The sequence below is a fragment of the Haloarcula sp. MBLA0163 genome (genome assembly GCF_055632435.1).
Genome location: NZ_CM145745.1, coordinates 2,290,415 through 2,310,481, shown reverse-complemented (window position 1 = coordinate 2,310,481; position 20,067 = coordinate 2,290,415). Strand labels below are relative to the sequence as shown.

18 protein-coding genes and 1 tRNA gene are annotated in these 20,067 nt (G+C 72.5%); 13 read left to right on the top strand and 6 right to left on the bottom strand.

Features of this window, described 5'->3' with window-relative positions:
• The first annotated feature begins 38 nt into the window (after nucleotides 1-38).
• Nucleotides 39-1,040: a M48 family metallopeptidase gene (locus tag ACV7GQ_RS12305; protein ID WP_470310531.1), complete on the top strand. Its 1,002-nt coding sequence runs from the start codon at nucleotides 39-41 to the stop codon at nucleotides 1,038-1,040.
• Here ACV7GQ_RS12305 and ACV7GQ_RS12300 read toward each other — a convergent pair.
• The gene (locus ACV7GQ_RS12300) at nucleotides 1,030-1,998 is read right to left on the bottom strand and encodes a hypothetical protein (RefSeq protein WP_470310530.1); all 969 of its coding nucleotides are present in this window, start codon (nucleotides 1,996-1,998) and stop codon (nucleotides 1,030-1,032) included. The two genes, ACV7GQ_RS12305 and ACV7GQ_RS12300, sit on opposite strands and share 11 nt — an antisense overlap.
• Nucleotides 1,999-2,109: 111 nt before the next feature.
• Between ACV7GQ_RS12300 and ACV7GQ_RS12295 the strand changes: the two genes are divergently transcribed.
• From ACV7GQ_RS12295 to ACV7GQ_RS12285, 3 genes are all read left to right on the top strand, one after another.
• Nucleotides 2,110-2,877 carry a hypothetical protein gene (locus ACV7GQ_RS12295; RefSeq protein WP_470310529.1) on the top strand — a complete coding sequence of 256 codons (768 nt, stop codon included), beginning with the start codon at nucleotides 2,110-2,112 and terminating at the stop codon, nucleotides 2,875-2,877.
• A complete protein-coding gene (locus ACV7GQ_RS12290) occupies nucleotides 2,870-4,204 on the top strand; it encodes a S8 family serine peptidase (RefSeq protein WP_470310528.1) in 1,335 nt (444 codons plus the stop codon). Before ACV7GQ_RS12295 ends, ACV7GQ_RS12290 begins: the two co-directional genes overlap by 8 nt.
• 61 nt (nucleotides 4,205-4,265) lie before the next feature.
• Nucleotides 4,266-4,895 carry an ArsR/SmtB family transcription factor gene (locus ACV7GQ_RS12285; RefSeq protein ID WP_470310527.1) on the top strand — a complete coding sequence of 210 codons (630 nt, stop codon included), beginning with the start codon at nucleotides 4,266-4,268 and terminating at the stop codon, nucleotides 4,893-4,895.
• Nucleotides 4,896-4,960: 65 nt separating this feature from the next.
• Here ACV7GQ_RS12285 and ACV7GQ_RS12280 read toward each other — a convergent pair whose 3' ends face one another.
• Nucleotides 4,961-6,322, bottom strand: a complete 1,362-nt coding sequence (locus tag ACV7GQ_RS12280; protein WP_470310526.1) for a DUF7827 domain-containing protein — start codon at nucleotides 6,320-6,322, stop codon at nucleotides 4,961-4,963.
• A 365-nt stretch (nucleotides 6,323-6,687) separates the two neighbouring features.
• On the opposite strand from ACV7GQ_RS12280, the gene ACV7GQ_RS12275 reads away from it, so the two are divergent.
• From ACV7GQ_RS12275 to ACV7GQ_RS12255, 5 genes are all read left to right on the top strand, one after another.
• On the top strand, nucleotides 6,688-8,115 hold the full coding sequence (locus ACV7GQ_RS12275) for a sulfatase (protein WP_470310525.1): 1,428 nt from the start codon (nucleotides 6,688-6,690) through the stop codon (nucleotides 8,113-8,115).
• Nucleotides 8,116-8,121: 6 nt separating this feature from the next.
• A complete protein-coding gene (locus ACV7GQ_RS12270; protein WP_470310524.1) occupies nucleotides 8,122-8,532 on the top strand; it encodes a GtrA family protein in 411 nt (136 codons plus the stop codon).
• A 36-nt stretch (nucleotides 8,533-8,568) separates the two neighbouring features.
• Nucleotides 8,569-10,557: a hydantoinase/oxoprolinase family protein gene (locus tag ACV7GQ_RS12265; RefSeq protein WP_470310523.1), complete on the top strand. Its 1,989-nt coding sequence runs from the start codon at nucleotides 8,569-8,571 to the stop codon at nucleotides 10,555-10,557.
• On the top strand, nucleotides 10,554-12,107 hold the full coding sequence (locus tag ACV7GQ_RS12260; protein WP_470310522.1) for a hydantoinase B/oxoprolinase family protein: 1,554 nt from the start codon (nucleotides 10,554-10,556) through the stop codon (nucleotides 12,105-12,107). Before ACV7GQ_RS12265 ends, ACV7GQ_RS12260 begins: the two co-directional genes overlap by 4 nt.
• 116 nt (nucleotides 12,108-12,223) lie before the next feature.
• A complete protein-coding gene (locus ACV7GQ_RS12255; protein WP_470310521.1) occupies nucleotides 12,224-12,970 on the top strand; it encodes a hypothetical protein in 747 nt (248 codons plus the stop codon).
• A gap of 3 nt (nucleotides 12,971-12,973) precedes the next feature.
• Here ACV7GQ_RS12255 and ACV7GQ_RS12250 read toward each other — a convergent pair whose 3' ends face one another.
• The gene (locus ACV7GQ_RS12250) at nucleotides 12,974-13,114 is read right to left on the bottom strand and encodes a hypothetical protein (protein ID WP_470310520.1); all 141 of its coding nucleotides are present in this window, start codon (nucleotides 13,112-13,114) and stop codon (nucleotides 12,974-12,976) included.
• A gap of 46 nt (nucleotides 13,115-13,160) precedes the next feature.
• On the opposite strand from ACV7GQ_RS12250, the gene ACV7GQ_RS12245 reads away from it, so the two are divergent.
• Genes ACV7GQ_RS12245 through ACV7GQ_RS12235 form a run of 3 tightly spaced genes read left to right on the top strand, consistent with a single transcriptional unit; the run spans nucleotide 13,161 to nucleotide 16,332 of the window.
• Complete coding sequence (locus tag ACV7GQ_RS12245) at nucleotides 13,161-14,009, top strand: DUF4129 domain-containing protein (RefSeq protein WP_470310519.1); 849 nt, start codon at nucleotides 13,161-13,163, stop codon at nucleotides 14,007-14,009.
• Nucleotides 14,006-15,859: a DUF58 domain-containing protein gene (locus ACV7GQ_RS12240; protein WP_470310518.1), complete on the top strand. Its 1,854-nt coding sequence runs from the start codon at nucleotides 14,006-14,008 to the stop codon at nucleotides 15,857-15,859. The genes ACV7GQ_RS12245 and ACV7GQ_RS12240 overlap by 4 nt, the downstream gene beginning before the upstream one ends.
• Nucleotides 15,856-16,332, top strand: a complete 477-nt coding sequence (locus tag ACV7GQ_RS12235; RefSeq protein WP_470310517.1) for a DUF7519 family protein — start codon at nucleotides 15,856-15,858, stop codon at nucleotides 16,330-16,332. Before ACV7GQ_RS12240 ends, ACV7GQ_RS12235 begins: the two co-directional genes overlap by 4 nt.
• Here the strand turns inward: ACV7GQ_RS12235 and ACV7GQ_RS12230 are convergent.
• Nucleotides 16,329-17,276 carry an AAA family ATPase gene (locus tag ACV7GQ_RS12230; protein ID WP_470310516.1) on the bottom strand — a complete coding sequence of 316 codons (948 nt, stop codon included), beginning with the start codon at nucleotides 17,274-17,276 and terminating at the stop codon, nucleotides 16,329-16,331. The genes ACV7GQ_RS12235 and ACV7GQ_RS12230 overlap by 4 nt on opposite strands.
• A 96-nt stretch (nucleotides 17,277-17,372) precedes the next feature.
• On the opposite strand from ACV7GQ_RS12230, the gene ACV7GQ_RS12225 reads away from it, so the two are divergent.
• Nucleotides 17,373-17,457, top strand: a tRNA-Ser gene (locus ACV7GQ_RS12225).
• 123 nt (nucleotides 17,458-17,580) lie between these two features.
• On the opposite strand, the gene ACV7GQ_RS12220 is transcribed toward ACV7GQ_RS12225, so the two are convergent.
• Nucleotides 17,581-19,443, bottom strand: coding sequence for a DUF2070 family protein (locus tag ACV7GQ_RS12220; protein ID WP_470310515.1), 1,863 nt, complete (start codon nucleotides 19,441-19,443; stop codon nucleotides 17,581-17,583).
• Between the two features lie 49 nt (nucleotides 19,444-19,492).
• Nucleotides 19,493-20,062 carry a GMP synthase subunit A gene (locus tag ACV7GQ_RS12215; protein WP_470310514.1) on the bottom strand — a complete coding sequence of 190 codons (570 nt, stop codon included), beginning with the start codon at nucleotides 20,060-20,062 and terminating at the stop codon, nucleotides 19,493-19,495.
• Nucleotides 20,063-20,067: the final 5 nt, after the last annotated feature.

Genomic DNA, 20,067 nt, shown 5'->3' with positions numbered 1-20,067 from the left:
CCGGACGATTTATCCTCCGAGTCCCGCAACGACCCGGCATGAAGTGGTCCTCCGACCGTGCCCTCCGCCTCCGGATGGTCGTCACACTGCTCTTGCTGGCGGCGACCGCCCTCGCCGCGACGCTGGCGACGGCCGCCGTGCTCACGCCCTTGCTCGGGGTCGTCATCGCCGTGGCCGCGCCCGACCCCGGCGTGGGCGTCTCGACCGACCTGATTCTGATTGCCGGCGGCGCCGCGACGGTCGCCGTGCTCGCTGCTGTCGTCTGGGGCGAGCGCGATGCCCCCACGCACGCCGTGGCCGCCGTCGGTGCCAGACGGGTCGACGCCGACTCGCACCCGGACCTCCTCGCGCTGGTCCGGCGGGTCGCCCAGCAGGCCGGCGTGCCCGCGCCGGCGGTGTACGTCGCCCCCACCGAGACGCCGCTGTCGCTCACGACCGGGTTCCGCCCCGACCGTGCCACGCTCGTCGTGAGCGAGGGGCTGCTGGCCCTGCTCTCGGCGGCGGAGCGGGAGGCTGTCGTCGCCCACGAACTCGCACACGTCACGAACCGGGACGCCGCGGTGCTGACCGCGGCCGCCCTCCCCGTCGGCGCGGCCGAGCGGGTGCTGGACCTCCTGTCGGGGCCGACCACCGGCGTCGAGCACGGCCAGCCGAGCCGGGCGGACTACGCCGACGGCCTGCTGACCGTGGCGCTGGGCCTGGTCGCGCCGGTGTGGCTCTGTGCGCAGTTGCTCGCGGCGTCGCTCGCTCGCGCCCGCGAGTACACGGCCGACGCCGGTGCCGTGGCACTCACCGGGAACCCCGCGGCGCTGTCCAGTGCCCTCGAACGAATCGACGACGCCGTCGCCGAGCGCCCGAGCCGTGACCTCCGGACCACGTCGGTCGCCGCCTTCGCCATCGTCGAACCGTCGCCGGACCACGGCGACGGCGTCCTCGCACCGCTCAGACGGCTCCGCTCGCGGGCCTTCGCCACCCACCCCCCGACGAGCGTTCGGCTCCGACGGCTGCGGGACCTCGCCGACGCGGCCGCTACTCCGTGACGTTCGTGTAGAGCGCGCAGTCGTAGTACTCGCCGTCGTAGGCGAGATACTCCGTCTCGTACATCCTCGGACGACAGTTCGACGGGGAACAGTCGAGCGCGTCCCGCATCTCGAGCGCCCCGACCAGCGACTCGAAGGCCGCCGAGAGGGGTCTCGGCTCGCTGTACTGCTCCACGCCCCGGACGCGCTCGAACAGGTCCCGGGCCTCGGGACCGAGGTCGTCGGGTGCGAGACGCAGCTCCACGGCGGCGGCGTCGGCCACCTCGTCGAAGGCCGCGGCGCTGTCGGCCACCTGCGTCGCGACGCCCGTGTGCTCGGGTTCGACGAGGGTCTCCTGTGTCACCGTGACTTCCAGCACCGTCCCCTGGACGACGACGTACTCGTGGTCGGGGTCCGGCGCCAGTTCGCTCTCGGCCTCGTCGAGGTGCCGATAGACGAACCCGCCCTGCTCGACGAGGCTCCACGGGGCGCCGCCGTCGAACTCCCGCGCTCTGGCCGCGAAGAACGCCGGCATCACCGCGTTCTGGTCGTACGCCGGCAGGGCCTCCCGCGGCGTGCCCTCGGGCGTCGTTTCGGCGTCGACGCGGCCGACCCACGACAGACGCAGCACCGACCGCTCGATGCGTTCGCTACCGGTGATGACGTCGTGTAGGAGGTAGTAGCGGCCGTCGCGTTCGACGTACTCGCCGTCGGGGACGACGCCGTAGCCGTAGGTGCTGACCCGCTCGCCGTCGACGGCGGCGTCTACCGCTCGACGTCTGGTCCGCTGGACGGGGTGGTCGCCGGCGTGCTCGGGCGGGGTCCAGAGCAACGTCTCCGCCAGCGGGCGGTCGAGTCGGTCGACGTGGAGCGTCAACTCGACGGTCGGTTCGCTGGACCCGAGCGAGCCACAGCCGGCGAGGCCGGCGAGGCCGGCGGCTGTCGCACCGAGAAACGCGCGGCGACTGGTGGAGGGCATCGGTTACGAGTTCGCGTGGGACGGCCTAAACCTACCGGCCGCGACCTGACACTACAATCGCGCTTTGAGCCAGCCGTGGACATTTGGTGCCGGGGGCCGACACCCCGGACGATGGCGTTGGTCCGGGTGGCGGTGGTCGGCCTCCTCCTCGTCACTGCTGGCTGTGTCGGCTTCGGTGCGTCGGGGAGCGAACCCGCCGAGGCGACTGGAGCGGCGCCGCCGGGCGTCGAGGACGGCATCGCGAACGCGACGGCGCTCGTGCGGGCCCACGAACGCTCGCTCGACGGCGTCGGCGTCGACCTCGCGACGACGTGGGTGCGCCGGAGCAGCGTACCGGGCGAGCCGAACCGGACCACGCGAACGCGGACGCTGACCGACGGGAACGGCACGCTCTGGCGGCGGACGGTCACGGGCAGCGACGGGACCGAGCGACGCGTCGAGCGGTGGGTCGCGGACGGCGGTGGGTTCCGGCACGTCCCTGCCACCGGTCGCACCGAGCGCGCCGACGGCCTGGGACCGCCGGCGCGGTATCGCACGGGCCGCCTCGAACGGTGGCTCGCGACCGGCCGGTACAAGGTCGCGGCCGTCGAGTCCGGGACACCCGAGCGGTACGTCCTCACGACCACCACCTACACGTCGCCGGACGGCGACCCGCTGGAGGCGGACACGGTCCGCTACGAGGCCCGAGCTGTCGTGACCGCCACCGGTCGGGTCACGGCGTTCTCGGCGACGCTGGTCACCGTCGAGCGGAACAAGTGGGGCCGGCAGACGCGGACCTACTCCTACGGCTATCGACTGGCCCGGACCGGTGCCGTCACCGTCTCCCGGCCCGGGTGGCTCCCCGACACACGGGCCGGCGTGGAGGTGGCCGATGGCTGACCGACGCGTCGCGCTCGCGGTGACGGCGCTCGCGGTCCTCGCGCTCACGGGCGCGCTGGGGGCGCTCGCGACCACTGCGCCGACCAGCCCGGCGCCGACGCCGTCCGAGGGGCCTGCGACTGGGCCGACCGACGCCGACGATGTGACGACGGGCGCACGCGGGTTCGCCCCACTCCACGAGCGGGGCCTGACCGGCGAGAACGTCTCCGTCGGCGTCGTCGACGTGACCGGGTTCGACACCGACCGGCCGGCGCTGGCCCGCTCGGTGCGGGCCGCCCGCGCGTTCGGGGTGGGGGCCGTCGACGACGGGCAGACCGGGCACGGCACGGCCGCGGCGACGGTGCTCGCCCGGACGGCGCCGGACGCGACGCTGTACCTGGCTCGCGTCGACGGCATCGACGGCTACCGACGGGCCGTGCAGTGGCTCCGACGCCAGGGCGCCGACGTGATCGTCGCGCCGGTGTCGTTCTACGGCCGCCCCGGAGACGGACGCAGCGAGGCCGCCCGCGTCGCCCGGCGCGCCACCGAGTCGGGAACCGTGTTCGTCGCGCCGGCGGGCAACCTCGCGGCCTCCCACTGGCAGGGGACCTACGACGCCGCCGGGAGCGAGAACGGGACCGTGGTGTTCGACCGCGAGGACGGAACGCCCGTGCGACGCACCGCCATCGGCGGCGGGACGGACGTGACCGTCTGGCTGTCGTGGGACCGCGCTCACGCCGACGAGGACTACACGGCGGAGCTGTACTGGACCAACGGGACGGCGACGCGACTGGTCGCCCGGTCCCAGCCGTACCCGGCCGACGACGTACCCAACGAGCGCATCGTCGCCGACGTCTCGCCGGGGCGGTACTTCCTCGTGGTCCGCGGGCCCGCCGACCCGACCGGCGCACGCCTCCGCCTCGTCTCGCCGACTCACGAGTTCTCTCGGGCGCGAGCCGGCGGGAGCGTCGTCGCGCCGGGCACCGCACGCGGTGTCATCACCGTCGGCGCGTACGACACGCGGGTCGACCGCGTCGAACCGTTCAGTTCGCGGGGCCCCACGCTGGACGGCCGGCCCGGCGTCGACGTGGTGGCGCCGGACCGCCGGTTCGCCGACCTGACCGAAGCCGGCTTCGTCGGGTCGTCGGCGGCGGCCCCGTACGTCGGCGCGGTGGCGGCGCTCGTCCTCGACGCCGACGGGTCGCTGTCGCCGCGCCACGTCGAACTCCTGCTGGAGCTGACCGCCCGCGACGTCGGGCTCCCGGGCGCTGACTACGCCTCGGGACACGGACTGGTCGACCCGCGGGCCGCCGTCAGGGCCGCCGAGAACGGGACGGCCGGCGGTTAAACGCGATTTTAAGCCTGCCAAACGGCTATACTGGTGGGCCTACCACGTCGTCGTAGAGACGATGTCGGGACTCATCGACCGGATACAGGAACGAACGGGGACGCCCGACGAGCGACCGCGCGTGCTCGACGTCGACGACGCCGACACCGACGAGGTGCTGGACGCGCTCTCGTCGGACACTGGCCGGGCGCTGTATCGGACTCTGTTCGACCAGCCCGGGACGGCCTCGGAGATCGCGCGGCGGTGTGACACCTCCGTCCAGAACGTCCACTACCACCTCTCGAACCTCGAGGCGGCGGGCCTCGTCGAGTCCATCGATACGGTGTACTCCGAGAAGGGCAACGAGATGACCGTCTACGGCCCCGCCAGCGACCCCATCGTGCTGGTCGGGAATCACGACCTGCGGCCCCGACTCCGGCAGTCACTGGCCGACGTGGTCGCCGGCGTCGGTCTGTTGGGCCTCGCGAGTCTGTTCGTCCAGTGGGGGGCCGAGTCCATCGCCAACCCCGCCGGCGGAAGCGGCGTCCTCGGGCCGGCGAGCCCGACCGCGCCCCAGACGGACCCCGCGGGGTCGATAGCGTGGTTCGTCTTCGAGGTGGCCGAGCCCGGACTGTTGTTCTTCTTCGGCTGTCTCACCGTACTGGCCGTCGTCGCAGTCACGGTGGGACGACGGGACGCGGCCCCGAACTGACGGCGGCCCGCGGATTCGACGGTCGGTCGCTGGCGAGTCTCGGAAAAAGGAGCGTGTCGCGTCGGCTACAGGAGGGGGCGGAGGACGATACCGAGGCCGGCGATGGCGACGAGGCCGCCGACGCCGAGGGCGATGCTCCCGGGGCCGAGCGGGACTCCCGAGAGGGACTGCGTGTCGTCCCCGTCCGCCGGCCCGTCTACGATCGTCGCCGTCTGGCCGGGGTCGCTCGTGGGCTCCTCGCTGGCCTGCACCGAGAGGGTCCCGATGTCGGCCACGTCGTCGCTCACGCCAGCCCCACGGTACAGCGTGAGGTCGTAGTCGGTCGCGTCGAGACGCGTGTCCAGGGCCACCTCCGACCCGGGTTCGACCGTCACCGAGTCGGCGTCGGCGGCGGTCCCGAGCGTCGGCGCGTCGTGGCCGGCCGCCGCCGTGTCGAACAGGAGCGTCACGGTGCCGTCGCCGTCGCCGTCGCGGACGGTCGCGTTGATCTCGTAGCCGCTCTCGCGGCCGCCGATCGACACCGTCGCCGCCTCGGCGTCCGCGAGGACGACAGTCAGTCGGCCCGTCTCGCCCTGTCGGGCCCGGTAGACGCTCTGCTCGAAGCCGAATTCGGGGGTCTCGTCGACGTCGAACTGCTCGTCGGGGGCGTCGTCGGACTCGACGACGAGCGTCCCCACGGCGTCGGCGCCGCCGCCCGTCCCGTCGCCGTCGAACACGCGGTACTCGTAGGCGGCGGGGTCGAGCGTCGACGGCAGGTCGGGCTCCTCGCGCGTGACCGTCAGCGAGTCGTCGGCGTCGGCGGTCGACAGCGTCTCGCCGTCGGTCCCGGCGTTCGCGGTGTCGAACCGAACCGTGACGGTGCCGTCGCCATCGCCGTCGGTCAGCGACGCGTTGACGAGGTAGTTCACGTCGTCGCCGCCGAGAGAGAACACCGCCGTCTCGGCGTCGCCCATCGCGACCGGAATCTCGGCGACGTCACCCTGGGTCACCTGCACGGCATCGTCACCGCCGGGTGCCGGGGTCGGCGTCGGCGTCTCCGGCACCGGGTCGGTGCAGTTCCCGTCACAGGCGACGATCCGTTCGTCCCGCTCCGTGAGGGTCTGCCCGTCGTAGAGCACGGACAACTGGTAGGTGGTGTTGGGCGGGGTGGTACTCATGTCGAAGACGGCGGCGAAACTGCCGTCCTCGGCGACGCGGGCGCTCTGCTGACGGAGGAACGGCGCATCGGGGTCGGCCGACCGGAGGCGCACGGTCAGTTCCGCGCCCGGCGTGACGCTCGTCTGGCCGGTGACGACCTGTCGCTCGGCCGACGCCAGCGGGAGGCTGTCGTCGTCGACGGTCGCGCTCTGGGCGGCCAGCGTCGGACCGACGCCGACTATCGCGGCCGAGAGGAGCAGCCCGACGAGCGCGAGCGACCGCGCCGTCATCCAGACACCTCCCGGCGACTGGTTCCATCGCGGTTCGACTGGGGGACACCGTCCGGCGAGCGGACCGTGTCTGGAGGGCAGGTCGTTGGCATGCACTCGACCCGTTGGTACGGTCGTACTAAAGGCTCGCTGAAAGGTTCAATCTCGTTTGAACCGGGTCCGAGGGTGGCGCAGGTCGCTCCACGGGCCGTCTCGACGGGACGACGGCTTTCTTTCCGTCGTCGGTGCGAAACCGCAACCAGAACCTTCAGTACCGCGTGCCGAGTTGGGAACGTATGCACGATTCGCGACGATGCGGTCGCGACAGCGGTCCTGACGCGGTCACCTCGACGGAAGCGGGACGGACAGTCTCAGGGGTGGTGTAGGTGCCGGCCGCCGTCGACAACGTCGTCCTCGTCACCGTCGACTCGCTCCGGGCCGACGCCCTGGGCGGCGACGACAGCGTCTCACCGGTCCTGGATGGCCTCGCCGAGAGCGGTGTCGTCTTCGAGAACGCCATGGCCCACGGCAACTGGACGCCCTTCTCCTTCCCGAGCGTCCACGGCTCCCGCCCGGTCTTCGACGAGGGGAGCGACATCGGCGTGGCGTCGACGCCGACGCTGGCCGAACGGCTCTCCGAGACCGGCGTCGAGACGGCCGGCTTCAACGCCGCCAACGGGTTCCTCACGGACCACTGGGGGTACGACCGCGGCTTCGACGAGTTCGAACCGTTCGTCGAGAGCGGCGGCTACAGCAAGTACCTCGCGGCCCACCCGACGGTGCAGGCATGGGTCCAGTTGGCCACGTCGCCGTTCCGCCGGGCCGCGACGGTCCTCCGCGGTGGCTCCGACGCCCGGCCGTTCGCCGACGTCTCCCGGATGGGCGACCTCGAACAGCACGCGACCGAGTTCCTCGAGGAGCGGGACGACGACGGATTCTTCCTCTGGGTCCACTACATGGACACTCACACCCCCTACGTCCCGGCCCCGCGCCACCTCCGGGAGGTCTCGGACACCCACTTCGGCCTCTTCCGGATGCTCGGCGCGCACCTCCGGACCGGCCTCGGGTGGGACGTCGACGAGCGGACCCTCGGGACGCTCCGGACGCTGTACGACGGCACGGTCAGACAGGTCGACGAGAGCGTCGGCCGCCTGCTCGACACGCTGGACGCCGAGGGCCTGGCCGACGACACGGCCGTCGTCGTCGCCGGCGACCACGGCGAGGAGTTCCTCGACCACGGCCACCTCGCTCACTACCCCAAACTGTACGGCGAGCTCGTCGAGGTGCCGTACCTCGTGACCCACCCCGACGGCGAGCGCGGGACGGTCCACGAACCGGTCGGCCTCGACACCATCGCGCCGACGGTGTGTGACCTCTTCGGCGTCGACCCTCACCCCGCGTGGGAGGGCGAGTCGGTCGCCCCGGCGCTGGACGGCGAGGCCATCGAGTCCCGGAGCCCGGTCGTGTCGGTCGCCGTGCGGGGCGAGAGCGTGACGAGCCAGCCGATTCCCCGCCGCCTCGACGACGGCGAGTTGCTCGTGAGCGCCCGGGACGCCCGCTGGACGTACATCGAGCACACCGAGTCGGGCCACCGGGAACTGTACGACCGCCGGTCGGACCCGGACGAACAGGTCGACCTGTGTGCGGACGCCACCGAGGGGAGCGCACCGCCCCCGGTGCTGGACCGTCTCTCGGGGGCCGTCGCCGACCACGTCGACCGGCTCGAATCCGCCGCAGACGCCGACGAGAGCGACGATGGCGGACAGACGTCTGACGAGATAGCGGCACGCTTAAAGGCTCTCGGTTATAAATAGCGCAGCATGTCGTTCGCCGTCGCCACCTCGCCGCGACGACAGCGACTCGTTCGGTTCTTCCTCGTGGGCCTCACAGCGGCGGCCGTCCAGACCGCGCTGCTCTGGACGTTCGTCGACATCGGTCGCGTCAACTACCTCGTGAGCGCGTTCGTGGCCATCGAGGCGACCATACTGTTCCAGTACGTCCTCAACAACGCGTGGACGTTCCACCGCTCGCGCCACACGTCGATGCGCGAGTACCTCGTGGGGATGGGGAAGACGAACCTCGTCCGCGGGACGGCCATCCCGCTGCAACTGGGCGCGCTGTACGCGCTGGTGCGGTGGGGCGGGATGGAGTACCTCGTCGCCAACGCCGTGGCCATCGCGGCGACGGGACTGTACCGCTACGTGCTGGACTCGAACTGGACGTGGAACTAGGCAACCGTTTTTGCGCCGGGCCCTCCGAGACGACGTATGGACGATTCGGTACGGTTGGGCGTCGACGTCGGGGGGACGTTCACCGACGTCGTCCTCGTCGCCGACGACGGGATGACGACGACGAAGGTACCGTCGACGACACCGCAACACGAGGGCGTGCTCTCGGGCGTCGCCGCGGCCTGTGAGGCGGGCGGCGTCGACCCCGAGGCGGTGGACCGGTTCCGCCACGCGATGACCGTGGCGACGAACGCCCTGCTGGAGGCCGACGGCGCCGAGACGGCGCTCGTGACCACCGAGGGGTTCGCCGACGTACTGGCCATCGGGCGACAGGACCGCCCGGACCTGTACGACCAGTCGGTCGCCAGACCGGACCCGCTGGTACCCGCCGACCGCCGGTACGAACTCACCGAACGGGCGACCACAGAGGGCGTCGAGGCGCCGGTCGACGAACACGAGGTCCGGGACCTCGCCGACGACATCGACGCCGACGCCGTCGCGGTGTCCTTTCTCCACGCCTACGCACACCCGGAGAACGAGCGCCGCGTCGCCGAGCTCCTCCGGGAGGAACTCGACGCGTCGGTGTCGGCCAGCCACGAGGTGTTGGCGGCTTTCCGGGAGTACGAGCGCACCGCGACGACGGTGGCCGACGCCTACGTCACGCCGGTCATCGACGACTATCTGGGCCGACTGGTCGAGGGGGCGACCGACCGCGGCCTCCCCGAACCACGGGTCATGCAGTCCAACGGCGGTATCGCCGACGCCGACGCCGTCCGCCGACACGCGGTCACGACGGCGCTCTCCGGCCCGGCCGCGGGCGTCGTCGGCGCGAGCGCCTTCGAACCGGACGACGCCGCCGGCCTCGTCACTTTCGACATGGGCGGGACCTCCAGCGACGTCTCGCTCGTCCGCGAGGGCGAGGTCGAACGGACCACGCAGGCGGACGTTGGCGGGCGGCCGGTCCGGGTCCCGATGGTCGACGTCGAGACAGTGGGCGCCGGCGGCGGCTCCATCGCGTGGGTCGACGCCGGCGGCGCGCTCCGCGTGGGCCCTCGCTCGGCGGGGGCCGACCCCGGTCCCGCCTGCTACGGGCGAGGCGGGACCGACCCAACGGTGACCGACGCGGCGCTCTTGCTGGGTTATCTCGGCGCCGATACGACCCTCGGGGCGGACCTCGAACTCGACGTCGACGCCGCCCGAACGGCGCTGTCGGACCTCGCGGCCGAGGCGGGACTGGACGGACCGCTGGCGGCGGCCCGCGGCGTCTACCGCGTCGCCAACGCGACGATGACCCGGACGATTCGGAGCGTCACGGCCGAACGCGGCCACGACCCCCGGGAGTTCGCGATGGCGGCCTTCGGCGGCGCCGGCCCGATGCACGCGGCGGCGCTGGCCGATCGACTGGGCGTCTCGACGGTGGTCGTCCCCCGGGCCAGCGGCGTCCTCTCGGCGCTGGGCCTGCTGGCGGCCGACGAGCAACACGACGCGGTCCGGACCTACCGCACGCGGCTTGCCGAGGTCGACGTCGCGGCCATCGAGTCCGTCCTCGAGGACCTCGAGGCCGAGGTGCTGACCGAGACGAGCACCCCGGACGCGGCGACGGTCACCGTCGAGGCCGACTGCCGGTACGCCGGCCAGAGCCACGAACTCGGCGTCGACATCGGGGACTTCGACCGGGCGAGCCTGCGGGCGCGCTTCCACGCGGCCCACGAACGGGCCCACGGCTACCGCCTGCCCGACGCCGCCGTCGAACTGGTGACGCTGCGGGCGACGGCCACGGTCGGCCACGAGATGCCGCCGATTGCCCACGACGCGAGCGACGGGGCTGCCCGGACCGGCGTCAGAGACGTCTCGTTCGGCGAGCGGTGGCACGAGACGCCGGTGCTGGACTGGGCGGCGCTCGGCCCCGGGACGGACCGCGATGGTCCGGCAGTCGTCGAGGGCGGCGAGAGCACCGTCGTCGTCCCGCCGGCCTGGACGCTGACCGCTGACGACCGCGGGACGCTTCGACTGGAGGGCGACCAATGACAGCCGACGAGACAGACGACCACGACCTCGACGCGGTGGAACTCGAAATCCTGCGCAACCAACTGGAGAGCGTCGCCGAGGAGATGGGACAGGTGTTGATTCGGGGCGCGTTCTCCCCGAACATCACCGAGCGCCGGGACTGCTCGACGGCGCTGTTCGACGCCGACGGCCACCTCGTCGCGCAGGCCGAACACATCCCGGTCCACCTCGGGGCGATGCCGGAGGCCGTCGACGCCGTCCTCGACCGGGACCCCGAACCGGGCGACGTGTTCGTCCTGAACGACCCGTTCACCGGCGGGACCCACCTCCCGGACGTGACGCTCGTCTCGCCCGTCGCGCCCGACGACGAGGTTGTCGGCTACGCCGTCTCGCGGGCCCACCACGCCGACGTGGGCGGGATGGCGCCCGGGAGCATGCCCGCGGGCGCCCGCGACATCCAGCAGGAGGGGCTGCGCATCCCGCCGACGAGGCTCGTCGCCGGCGGCGAGCGACGCGAGAGCGTCTGGACCTTCCTCGAAGCGAACGTCCGCAACCCGGCGGAACGCCGGGCCGACCTCCGGGCGCAGCTCGGGGCCAACGAGCGCGGGGCCGAGCGAGTCGCGGAGTTGCTCGCGGACCACGGTGAGCGCCTGCTGACGGCGTTCGACGCCGTGCGCGACTACTCCAGACAGCGCGTGCAGGCGGAGCTCCGCGAGTTCCCGGACGGCACCTACACCGCCAGCGACGTCCTTGAGGGCGACGGCGTCACCGATGTCGACGTCCCCATCGAGGTGACGGTGACCGTCGACGGGGCGACGCTTGACGTCGACTTCGCGGGGACGGCCCCGCAGGTCGACGGCAACGTGAACGCGCCGCTGTCGGTCGCGAAGAGCGCCGTCTACTTCGTCGTCCGGGCGGTCACCGACCCCGACGTCCCGCCCAACGGTGGCTGTTACGACCCCGTTCGGGTCCACGCCCCGCCGGGGTCGCTGTTGAACCCCGAGCCACCGGCCGCGGTGGTCGGCGGCAACGTCGAGACGAGTCAGCGGGTCACCGACGTGGTGTTCCGGGCGCTGGCCGAGGCGGTGGCCGACCGCGTGCCGGCGGCCGGCCAGGGCACGATGAACAACCTCGTCGTCGGCGGGCCGGGGTTCAGCTACTACGAGACGGTCGGCGGCGGCATGGGCGCGAGCATCGACGCCGACGGGCCGAGCGGCGTGCAGGTCGGGATGACGAACACGCTGAACACGCCGGTCGAGGCGCTGGAGGCGGCCTACCCCCTCCGCGTCGAGGCGTACGGCCTCCGCGACGGGAGCGGCGGCGCGGGCCGGCACCGCGGCGGCGACGGCCTCGTCCGCGAACTCACTGTCGAGGAACCGGCCACCGTCTCCCTGTTGACCGAGCGCCGCCGAACCGCCCCGTGGGGGCTGGCCGGCGGCGACGACGGCGCGCCGGGGCGCAACGAGATCGACGGCGAGACGGTGCCTGCGAAGGTGACGCGGGAGGTGGACGCCGGGACGACGGTCCGGGTGGAGACGCCCGGCGGCGGCGGCTACGGCAACCCGGAGTGAGCGGGACGCCGGCCCCACGTCCGAGGTCGGGCGGTCCAGCTGGTCGACCCACGGTCGTACAAACCGCGTTTTGAACGTCCAGAAGGCACTTACTGGCCGTGGACCCATCGGCGACCATGCGACGACGACGCCTCCTCACCGCGCTCGGTGCGGCGCCCCTCGCGGTCGCCGGGTGTCTGTCCTCGGCCCCGAGCGGCGGCGACCCCGACTTGCCCGATGCCTGTCCGACCTCCCAGAACCTCGGCGTCGAGTGGCCCGAGCAGTTGGACGCGAGCACGGTCGAGCCGTTCGTCGAGCGCTACGAGGGCACCTACTACCGGGAGGTCGTCGTCGACTACGAGCCCGAGACGCGGCTGGACGCCTACGGCCTGAGCGGGAGCGTGACCGACCCGCCGACGCGACGCGGTGACGGCTGGGTCGTCTCCTACTCGGGCAGCGGTGGGATTTACAGGCCGACGCTGCTGCTGGAGGCGGAGACCGGCGAGGCGCCCGCGGGCACGACGCCCGTCCCGGTGGCCCGCATCGACGACGCGCCGCTGACCGAGACCCTGCACGAGGCGGCCGAGACCGGGTCGGCCCAGCTCCACGTCGAACCGCCGGGCGAGCGGGTCACGCGGTATCTCGACATGCTGACCGGCGTCGCCGACCACTTCGATGGGCCGGCGGGCCGCGGCGACACGGACACCCTGTACGTCGACGTCGAGGGCACCACGGTCGAACTCGCCGTGACGGCGACGAGCTTCCACGGGGACCGCTGGTGGAGCGCGCGGTACTACGTCGACGAGCGGGTCGTGTGGCGGGCGACCGACGAGGAGACCGCCCCGCGGAACGGGACGCTCCTGGAGTGTCGGCCCCCCGAGTGAGCGTCACCGGACGGCGCCGTCGGGGCTGGCCGACGGCGAGACGGTGCCCGCGACGGTGACGCGGGCGGCGGACAGCGAGCGGACGGGTTGGGTGGCGGCGCCCGACGGTGGCGGCTCCGGGGCCCAGCGGACGGAAGCACTCACTCGAATCTGACGTAATTTTAACGGCCCCCCGGCCGAACGCTACGCCATGTCCCGACGCTCGGCCCTCGCTCTCGCGACGCTGTTGACACTGGTGGCGCTCGTCGTCGGTGCGCCGGCGCTCGACGCGCCCGTCGAGGGGATGGACGGGAGCGGCGCCGCCGCCGGACAGCAGGGGCCGGCGGGTGTCCAGACACAGACCGGGTCCGACGCGGGCGGCGTGGTGCTCGCCGTCGTCCTCCTGGTCACGGCCGTCGCCCTCGGCTACGCGCTCACGCAGTACGGCCGCGACGACGTCGTCCTCGCCGGGCTGACGACGGTGGTCCTGACGGCGGCGGCAGTCGTCGTCGGCGCCCGGAACCCGACCGTCGCGGGCGCGTTCGGCGGTGCGGGGACGAACGGGTCCGTGGCCGACAGCATCGGGGCGGGGGCGCCACCGCCGGCGTCGCTGTGGGCCGTCGGTGCCGTCGGGTCGGTCGTGGTGGCCGCCCTCGCCGGCGTCGTCCTCATGCGCCAGACCGGGACCGAGGCCTGGCTGGCGGCCGACCAGGGTCCGGGCCCCGAGGCCACGGACGCCGCCGACAACCAGACGGCGCTCGGCGAGGCGGCGGGGCGGGCCGCCGACCGGATCGCCGACGACGCCCCGCTGGACAACGCCGTCTACCGGGCGTGGCGGGAGATGACCGACGCGCTGGACGTCTCGAACCCCGACACCAGTACGCCCGGCGAGTTCGCCGACGCCGCCGAGCGGGCCGGGATGGACCCGGACGACGTGGCGACGCTGACCGACCTGTTCGAGTCGGTGCGATACGGCGACCAGACGCCGACCGAGGAGCGCGAACAGCGGGCCGAACGCGCGCTGCGTAACATCGAACGAGCGTACGGGGGCGAGTCGTGAGCTACCGCCGTCGCCTCGCGCTCGCGCTGGGGTCGCTCGCGGTCCTCGCGGGCGTCGCGAGCGTCGCCACCGGCGGGACGGGTGTCTCGGTCCGGCCGGGGCTCGTCATCTTCGTCGGCATCTTCGGTGCCGGCCTCGCACTGTACGAACTGTACCGCTGGGTCCGAACGGCGCCGGCCGTCGCCGTCCTCGACGACCCCTCGGCCCGTGACCTCGGGACGCCGGACCCCGCGACCGACGGGTTCGGGAGCGGTCCCACCCGCCTCGTCCGTGACCGCCGCCTCGCGGACGAACTGCGACGGCACCTCCGGGCGGCACTGGTCAGAGACGGGGGCGACGAAACCGCCGCCGACGCGGCCATCGACTCGGGGGCGTGGACGGACGACCCCGCCGCGGCCGCGGCCTTCGCTGGCGAGGCGGGACGGGCCCGACGGCTCCGTGACGGGGCGCTGGCCCGGCTCCGTGGCACCACCCGGCTCGGCTACCGTCTCGACCGCGCGGCAGCGGCCCTCCGTGACGTCCTCGGTCTGTCTGCCGCCGACGAGGCGCCCACAGAGACACGCTCACCGTCGTCGACCGGCGTCGTCCAGACGGGGCGGTGGGCCGGCTTCCGGGCAGTGCCGCTGGCGTTCGTCGGCGTCGGTATCGTCGCCCGCCGACCCGGCCTGTTACTCGCCGGCGCCGTCGCCGTGGTGGCGCTGGCGGTCGGTGCCGGGGCCCGAACGCCCGACCCCGACCTGACGGTCACGCGGGCCGTCGACGCCGACGACCCCACCCACGGTGACGCGGTGACCGTCCGGCTCCAGGTCCGCAACGACGGCGACCGGACGCTGTTCGACTGCCGGGTGGCCGACGGCGTCCCGGACACGCTGGCCGTGACAGACGGGTCGGCCCAGCTCGCGACGGCGTTGCGCCCCGACAGGACGGCGACCGTCGAGTACACCGTTCGCGCGACGCGTGGCGACCACCGGTTCGACGCGCCACACGCCGTCCTCGGCGACGCCGCCGGCGCGAGCGCGCGAGTGACCGAACCGGACGTCACCGGCGACGAGACGCTCTCTGTCTCGCTCCCGTCGGCCGACCTCGGCGTCCCCGTCCGGTCGCGGACGACGCGCCACCGGGGTCGCACCGAGGCCGACGAAGGTGGGGACGGCATCGCGTTCTACGCGACCCGTGACTACCGGCCCGGCGACCCACTCTCGCGGGTCGACTGGAACCGCTACGCCAGCACCCGCGAACTCTCGACGCTGGAGTTCCAGGAGGAGCGGTCCGCGACGGTGGTCGCCCTCGTCGACGCCCGTCCCGACGCCGCCCACGCGCCGGCCGACCCCGACCTGGACACGACCGTCGACCGGGCGGTGGTGGCCGCGCGCGGCGTCATCGGCGCGCGCCTCGACGCCGAGGACCGGGTGGGGCTGGCCGCGCTCTCGACCGTCCGCCTGTACGTCCCGCCGAGCGGCGGACAGGCCCACCGGAGCCGGCTGGAGACGGTGCTGGCGACGAGCGACGCCGTCGGCCCGGCGCCCACCGACGGGACGTTCTACCCCGGCCCGACGTTCCGGTGGCTCCAGCGGGAACTGCCCAACGCCGCGCAGGTGGTCTGTTGCTCGCCGTTGACCGACGACGACGTGGTCCGCGTGTTGCGCTATCTCTCGGCCTACGGCCACGCGGTGACGGTTCTCAGTCCGGACCCCGGAACGCGACCGACGGCGGCCGGGACCGTCGCCGCCGCGGAGCGCCTGTTCCGCTGTTCCGCGCTCCGCCGTCAGGGGATTCCCGTCGTCGACTGGCGACACGACGAGTCGCTCGCGGCCGCCATCGAGCGGCAGCGGGGGGAGTGGTCGGCGTGACTCGCCCCCGTCCGGTCGGCGTCGCCGCCGTCGTGGCCGCCCTCGTCGGCGCGCTCGCCGTGACGCCGACGTTCGGTGCGCCGGTCGCACTCCTCGGTGCGGGCCTAGTCACCGCCGGTGTCCTCCGGTCGACCGGCCGCGCAGTGACCGTCGGAGCGGCGGGTCTCGCCGTCGCCGTCCTCGTCGCCGGGGCGCTCGGCCACGGCGCGCTCGCGCTGCTCGTCGCCACCGCGGCGGCGATTCTCGCGTGGGACTTCGGGCACTACGCCGTCTCGCTCGACGAGAGCGTGACCGACGACGCCGTCACGCGGAGCGCCGAGCGCGTCCGGGTCGCCGGGGGGACGCTGGTCGGCGCGGCGACCGTCGGCGTCCTCTCGCTGTCCGGGCTCGCGGTCACCGTCCCGACCGTCGACACGCTGACCGCGGGGCTCCTGTTCGTGGGGTCGGTGCTGGCCGTCTACGGCCTCCGCTAGACCGTCGGGACGGGGACCTCGCTCAGCACGTCCGCCAGTACGTCACGTTTCTCGACCTGCTCGACGCGCGCGTCGGGCGTGAGCACGAGCCGGTGGGCCAGCACCGGCTGGGCGACCCGTTTGACGTCGTCCGGGGCGACGAACTCGCGCCCCTCGATAGCCGCCATCGCGCGGGCCGCCTCGAAGAGGCGCTGTGTCCCGCGCGGGGAGACGCCCACCTCGACGCGGTAGTCCTCGCGGGTCGAGCGTGCGATGCCGGCCATGTACGCCAGCAGGTCGTCGTCGACGGTGACCGTCTCGGGGACGGCCCGCAGCGCCTCCACCCGGTCGCTGTCCAGCACCGGTTCGACGCTGGGGCTCTGCTCGCTCCGGCCGGCCCGGCGACGGAGGAGTTCGACCTCGCCCTGGTCGTCCGGGTAGCCGATGGAGCTCTTCGCGAGGAACCGGTCGACCTGCGCTTCGGGGAGTTCGAAGGTCCCCTCCATGTCGACGGGGTTCTGCGTCGCGATGACGAAGAACGGCTCCGGGAGGGCGTACGTGTCGCCGTCGACGGTGACCTGTCCCTCCTCCATCGCCTCCAGCAGCGCCGACTGGGTCTTCGGCGGAGCGCGGTTGATCTCGTCGGCCAGCACCACGTTGGCGAAGATAGGGCCGCGGTTGAACTCGAACTCGCGGGTCTGCTCGTCGAACACGTGCGTCCCGGTGATGTCCGCCGGGAGGAGGTCGGGCGTGAACTGCACCCGGGAAAAGGAGAGGCCGAGCGCCGTCGCGACGCTCCGGGCGGTGAGCGTCTTGCCGGTGCCGGGCACGTCCTCGAGCAGGACGTGGCCCTTGCCGACGACGCCGAGGAGGACCGTCTCGAAGAACTCCCGGTCGGCGACCACTGCACGGCCGACTTCGTCGAGGACCTGACTCGTCACGTCGCGTGCCGCAGTGACGTCCATACCCGTGTGTGTCACCCATCCGGTATATGCGTGTCGAGAACACACCTTCCGGAGAATCGAAACGCCTAAAGAGCAAACCACGGTACAACAGGGTGAGCCGAGGTAGCCTAGCCTGGCCAAGGCGGTTGCTTCGAGAGCAACTGTCCTCACGGACTCAGGAGTTCAAATCTCCTCCTCGGCGTTTCTCCCGACGCGACCCGACCAGCGCAGCGAGTCGGTGGCGTCGGTGACCGGTTCTACGGCGCGTCGTGTCGCCGAGCCACGTCGCTGTCGGAGCTCGCGTCGGCGCTTGTCGACGCCGCTGTCACACCCCAGCGACGAGGAAGATGAGGACGCTGATGGCCATCACGACGAGGATGAACGCCGCCGCCAGCGCCCCGCCGAGCGACACCATCGCGTTGGCCGTCGAGGCCAGCGTCTCGGTGCGGTCGTTGCCGAACACCGTCACCTCGGCGGTGTCGCTGGCCATCCCGGCCTCGACGGGTTCGAGGTCGGCGACGGCCCGGTCCACGAGGTCGGCGACCAGTGCGACGACGTCCGCCTCGGGGATGGCCTGTCCGACCTGGTTCTCGGCCTCGACGGTGTTGACGATGTGGGTGTCGCTGGTCATCACCTCCAGCGTGTCGACCCCGTCGACGGCGTCGAGGATGCGGTCACGGAGGCCGGGTTCCATGTTGTTACCGTCGACCAGCGCGTAGGCGGTCGTCTGCCCGTCGACCTCGAAGACACAGACGCGGATGCCCAGCGGGCCGATGCCATCCTCGGGTTCCCACGGCGTCTCGTCCCACGCGACGCCACAGCGCACCGTCCCCGTCTCGGCCTCGGTGAGGTGCCGGGCGAGCTTCCCGGTCCCGTGTATCATGTCGAAGGAGCGCTGGCTCCCGGGGACGACGTGGCCGAGGTCGTCGCCCTCCAGCCCGTCGTTCGAGTTGTGCGCGTCGACCAGCAGGACGTCCTCGATGTCGCCCGACCGGGCCTCGGACATGGCCGAGAGGCCGACGGAGTAGTCCACGTCGTCGGCACACCCGGGCGCGTACGTCGTGACGACGAAGGCGTCGCCGCCGAACGCCTGTCCGGTCAGCGTCGCCTCGCCCTCGGTGATGCGGTGGCCGGCCGTCGCCTCGGTGCTGTACTCGATGTCGTCGTAGGCCCGGTCCGCGGTCTCCAGAATCGTGTCCACCTCGCCCTCGGTGACGAGGTTGAAGTCGTGGCCGGCGGTGGCGTGGGGCGGGAAGGCGAGGCCGTCGGCGGACTCGGCGACCCGCTTCGGGAGGTTCCCGCCGCCGATCTCGCCCATCGGGCCGGGGTGTATCATCGGCAGGACGAAGCGGGCCTTCTCCTCGCCGTCGGGCCGTCGGACCGAGAGGACGGTCACTGGGACGATGGCCTCCTCGCCGATGTCCTCGAAAAAGGCCTCCAGCTCGTCCGACCCCTCGGCGATGTGGCCGATGAACCCGCGCAGGAAGTCGAGCGCCGAGACGCCCAGCGAGGAGCGCCACGGCTGGTCGATGACGACGAGGAAGAGCCACACCGCCAGCGCGTAGATGCCGCAGATGACGCCCAACAGGACGAAGTCCGCGGGGATGAACCCCTGAATCTCCGGCGGGGCCTGCTCGGCGCGGGCCAGCGTCTCCCTGAGCATCGGGTTGTCGAGTATGAACGCCGTCGCGCCGCTGTAGATGGCCAGCAACCCGGCGGCGGCGACGGTCTGGACGCTCGCGGGGACGGCCGCCTTCAGCAGGGAGTGCCGGGAGACGGCCATCAGGATGAGCAGGCGGAAGGCGAAGATGGAGGCCAGCGCCACCAGCAGGACGTCGAAGACGAAGTTCTGGCCGAGCCGCGGGCTCAGGAGGGCTATCACGCCTGCCGCCGTCAGGAACGCGATGGTTATCAGCTCGCAGATGAGCGCCAGCAGGGAGGCCCGGTTGGGCGTGAGTTGGCCGTCGAGTCGCTGGTCGACCCACGGCGTGACGGCACCCGCGATGGCCGTCGGAAAGCCGATGAAGAAGATTCCCTGCCACGCGTCGTCCAGCACGAACCGCGAGTCGAACGCGGCCACGCCGGTCAGCGCGGCGATGAACAGGGCGAACGTGAGGCTCGCGTACCAGTTCGGCGCCCGGAAGATGAACCGGGAGAGACTGGCGAGGTTCCCCTGTGTCGCAGTCATTTATTACTCAGTGCCCGCGTCGGCACATAAATGAGTCGCTTGCTGTCGGTTACTGTGTCGGGGCGGATTGGCGGTCACAGACCGCGAGGAAGTTCTCGAAGACGGCCTCGCCCTCCTCCGTGTGGGCGACCTCCGGGTGCCACTGGACGCCGAAGAGGTTGCGGTCGGTGTCGCTCATCGCCTCGACGCCACAGACGTCCGAGGTGGCGGTCCGCTCGAAGCCCTCGGGCACCTCCTTCACCTCGTCGGCGTGACTGGCCCAGACGCGGGTCTCCGGGGCCAGCGAGCCGATGAGGGGGTCGTCCTCGTCGAGGATGTCGACGGTGACGTCGGCGTAGCCGCCGTACTCGCCGCTGCCGACGCGGCCGCCGAGCTCCTTCGCGATGAGCTGCATGCCGAGACAGATGCCCAGCACCGGGACGTCGAGGTCGAGGTACTCGGGGCAGTTGCCGATGTCGTCCATGTCGGGACCCCCCGAGAGGACGAGGCCGTCCGCCTCGATGTCTTCCGGCGGCGTGTCGTTGTCCAGCAGTTCGACGTCGACGCCCATGTCCCGGAGCGCACGCTGCTCGAGGTGCGTGAACTGGCCGTGGTTGTCGATGACGACGATGTGAGTCATTGGGT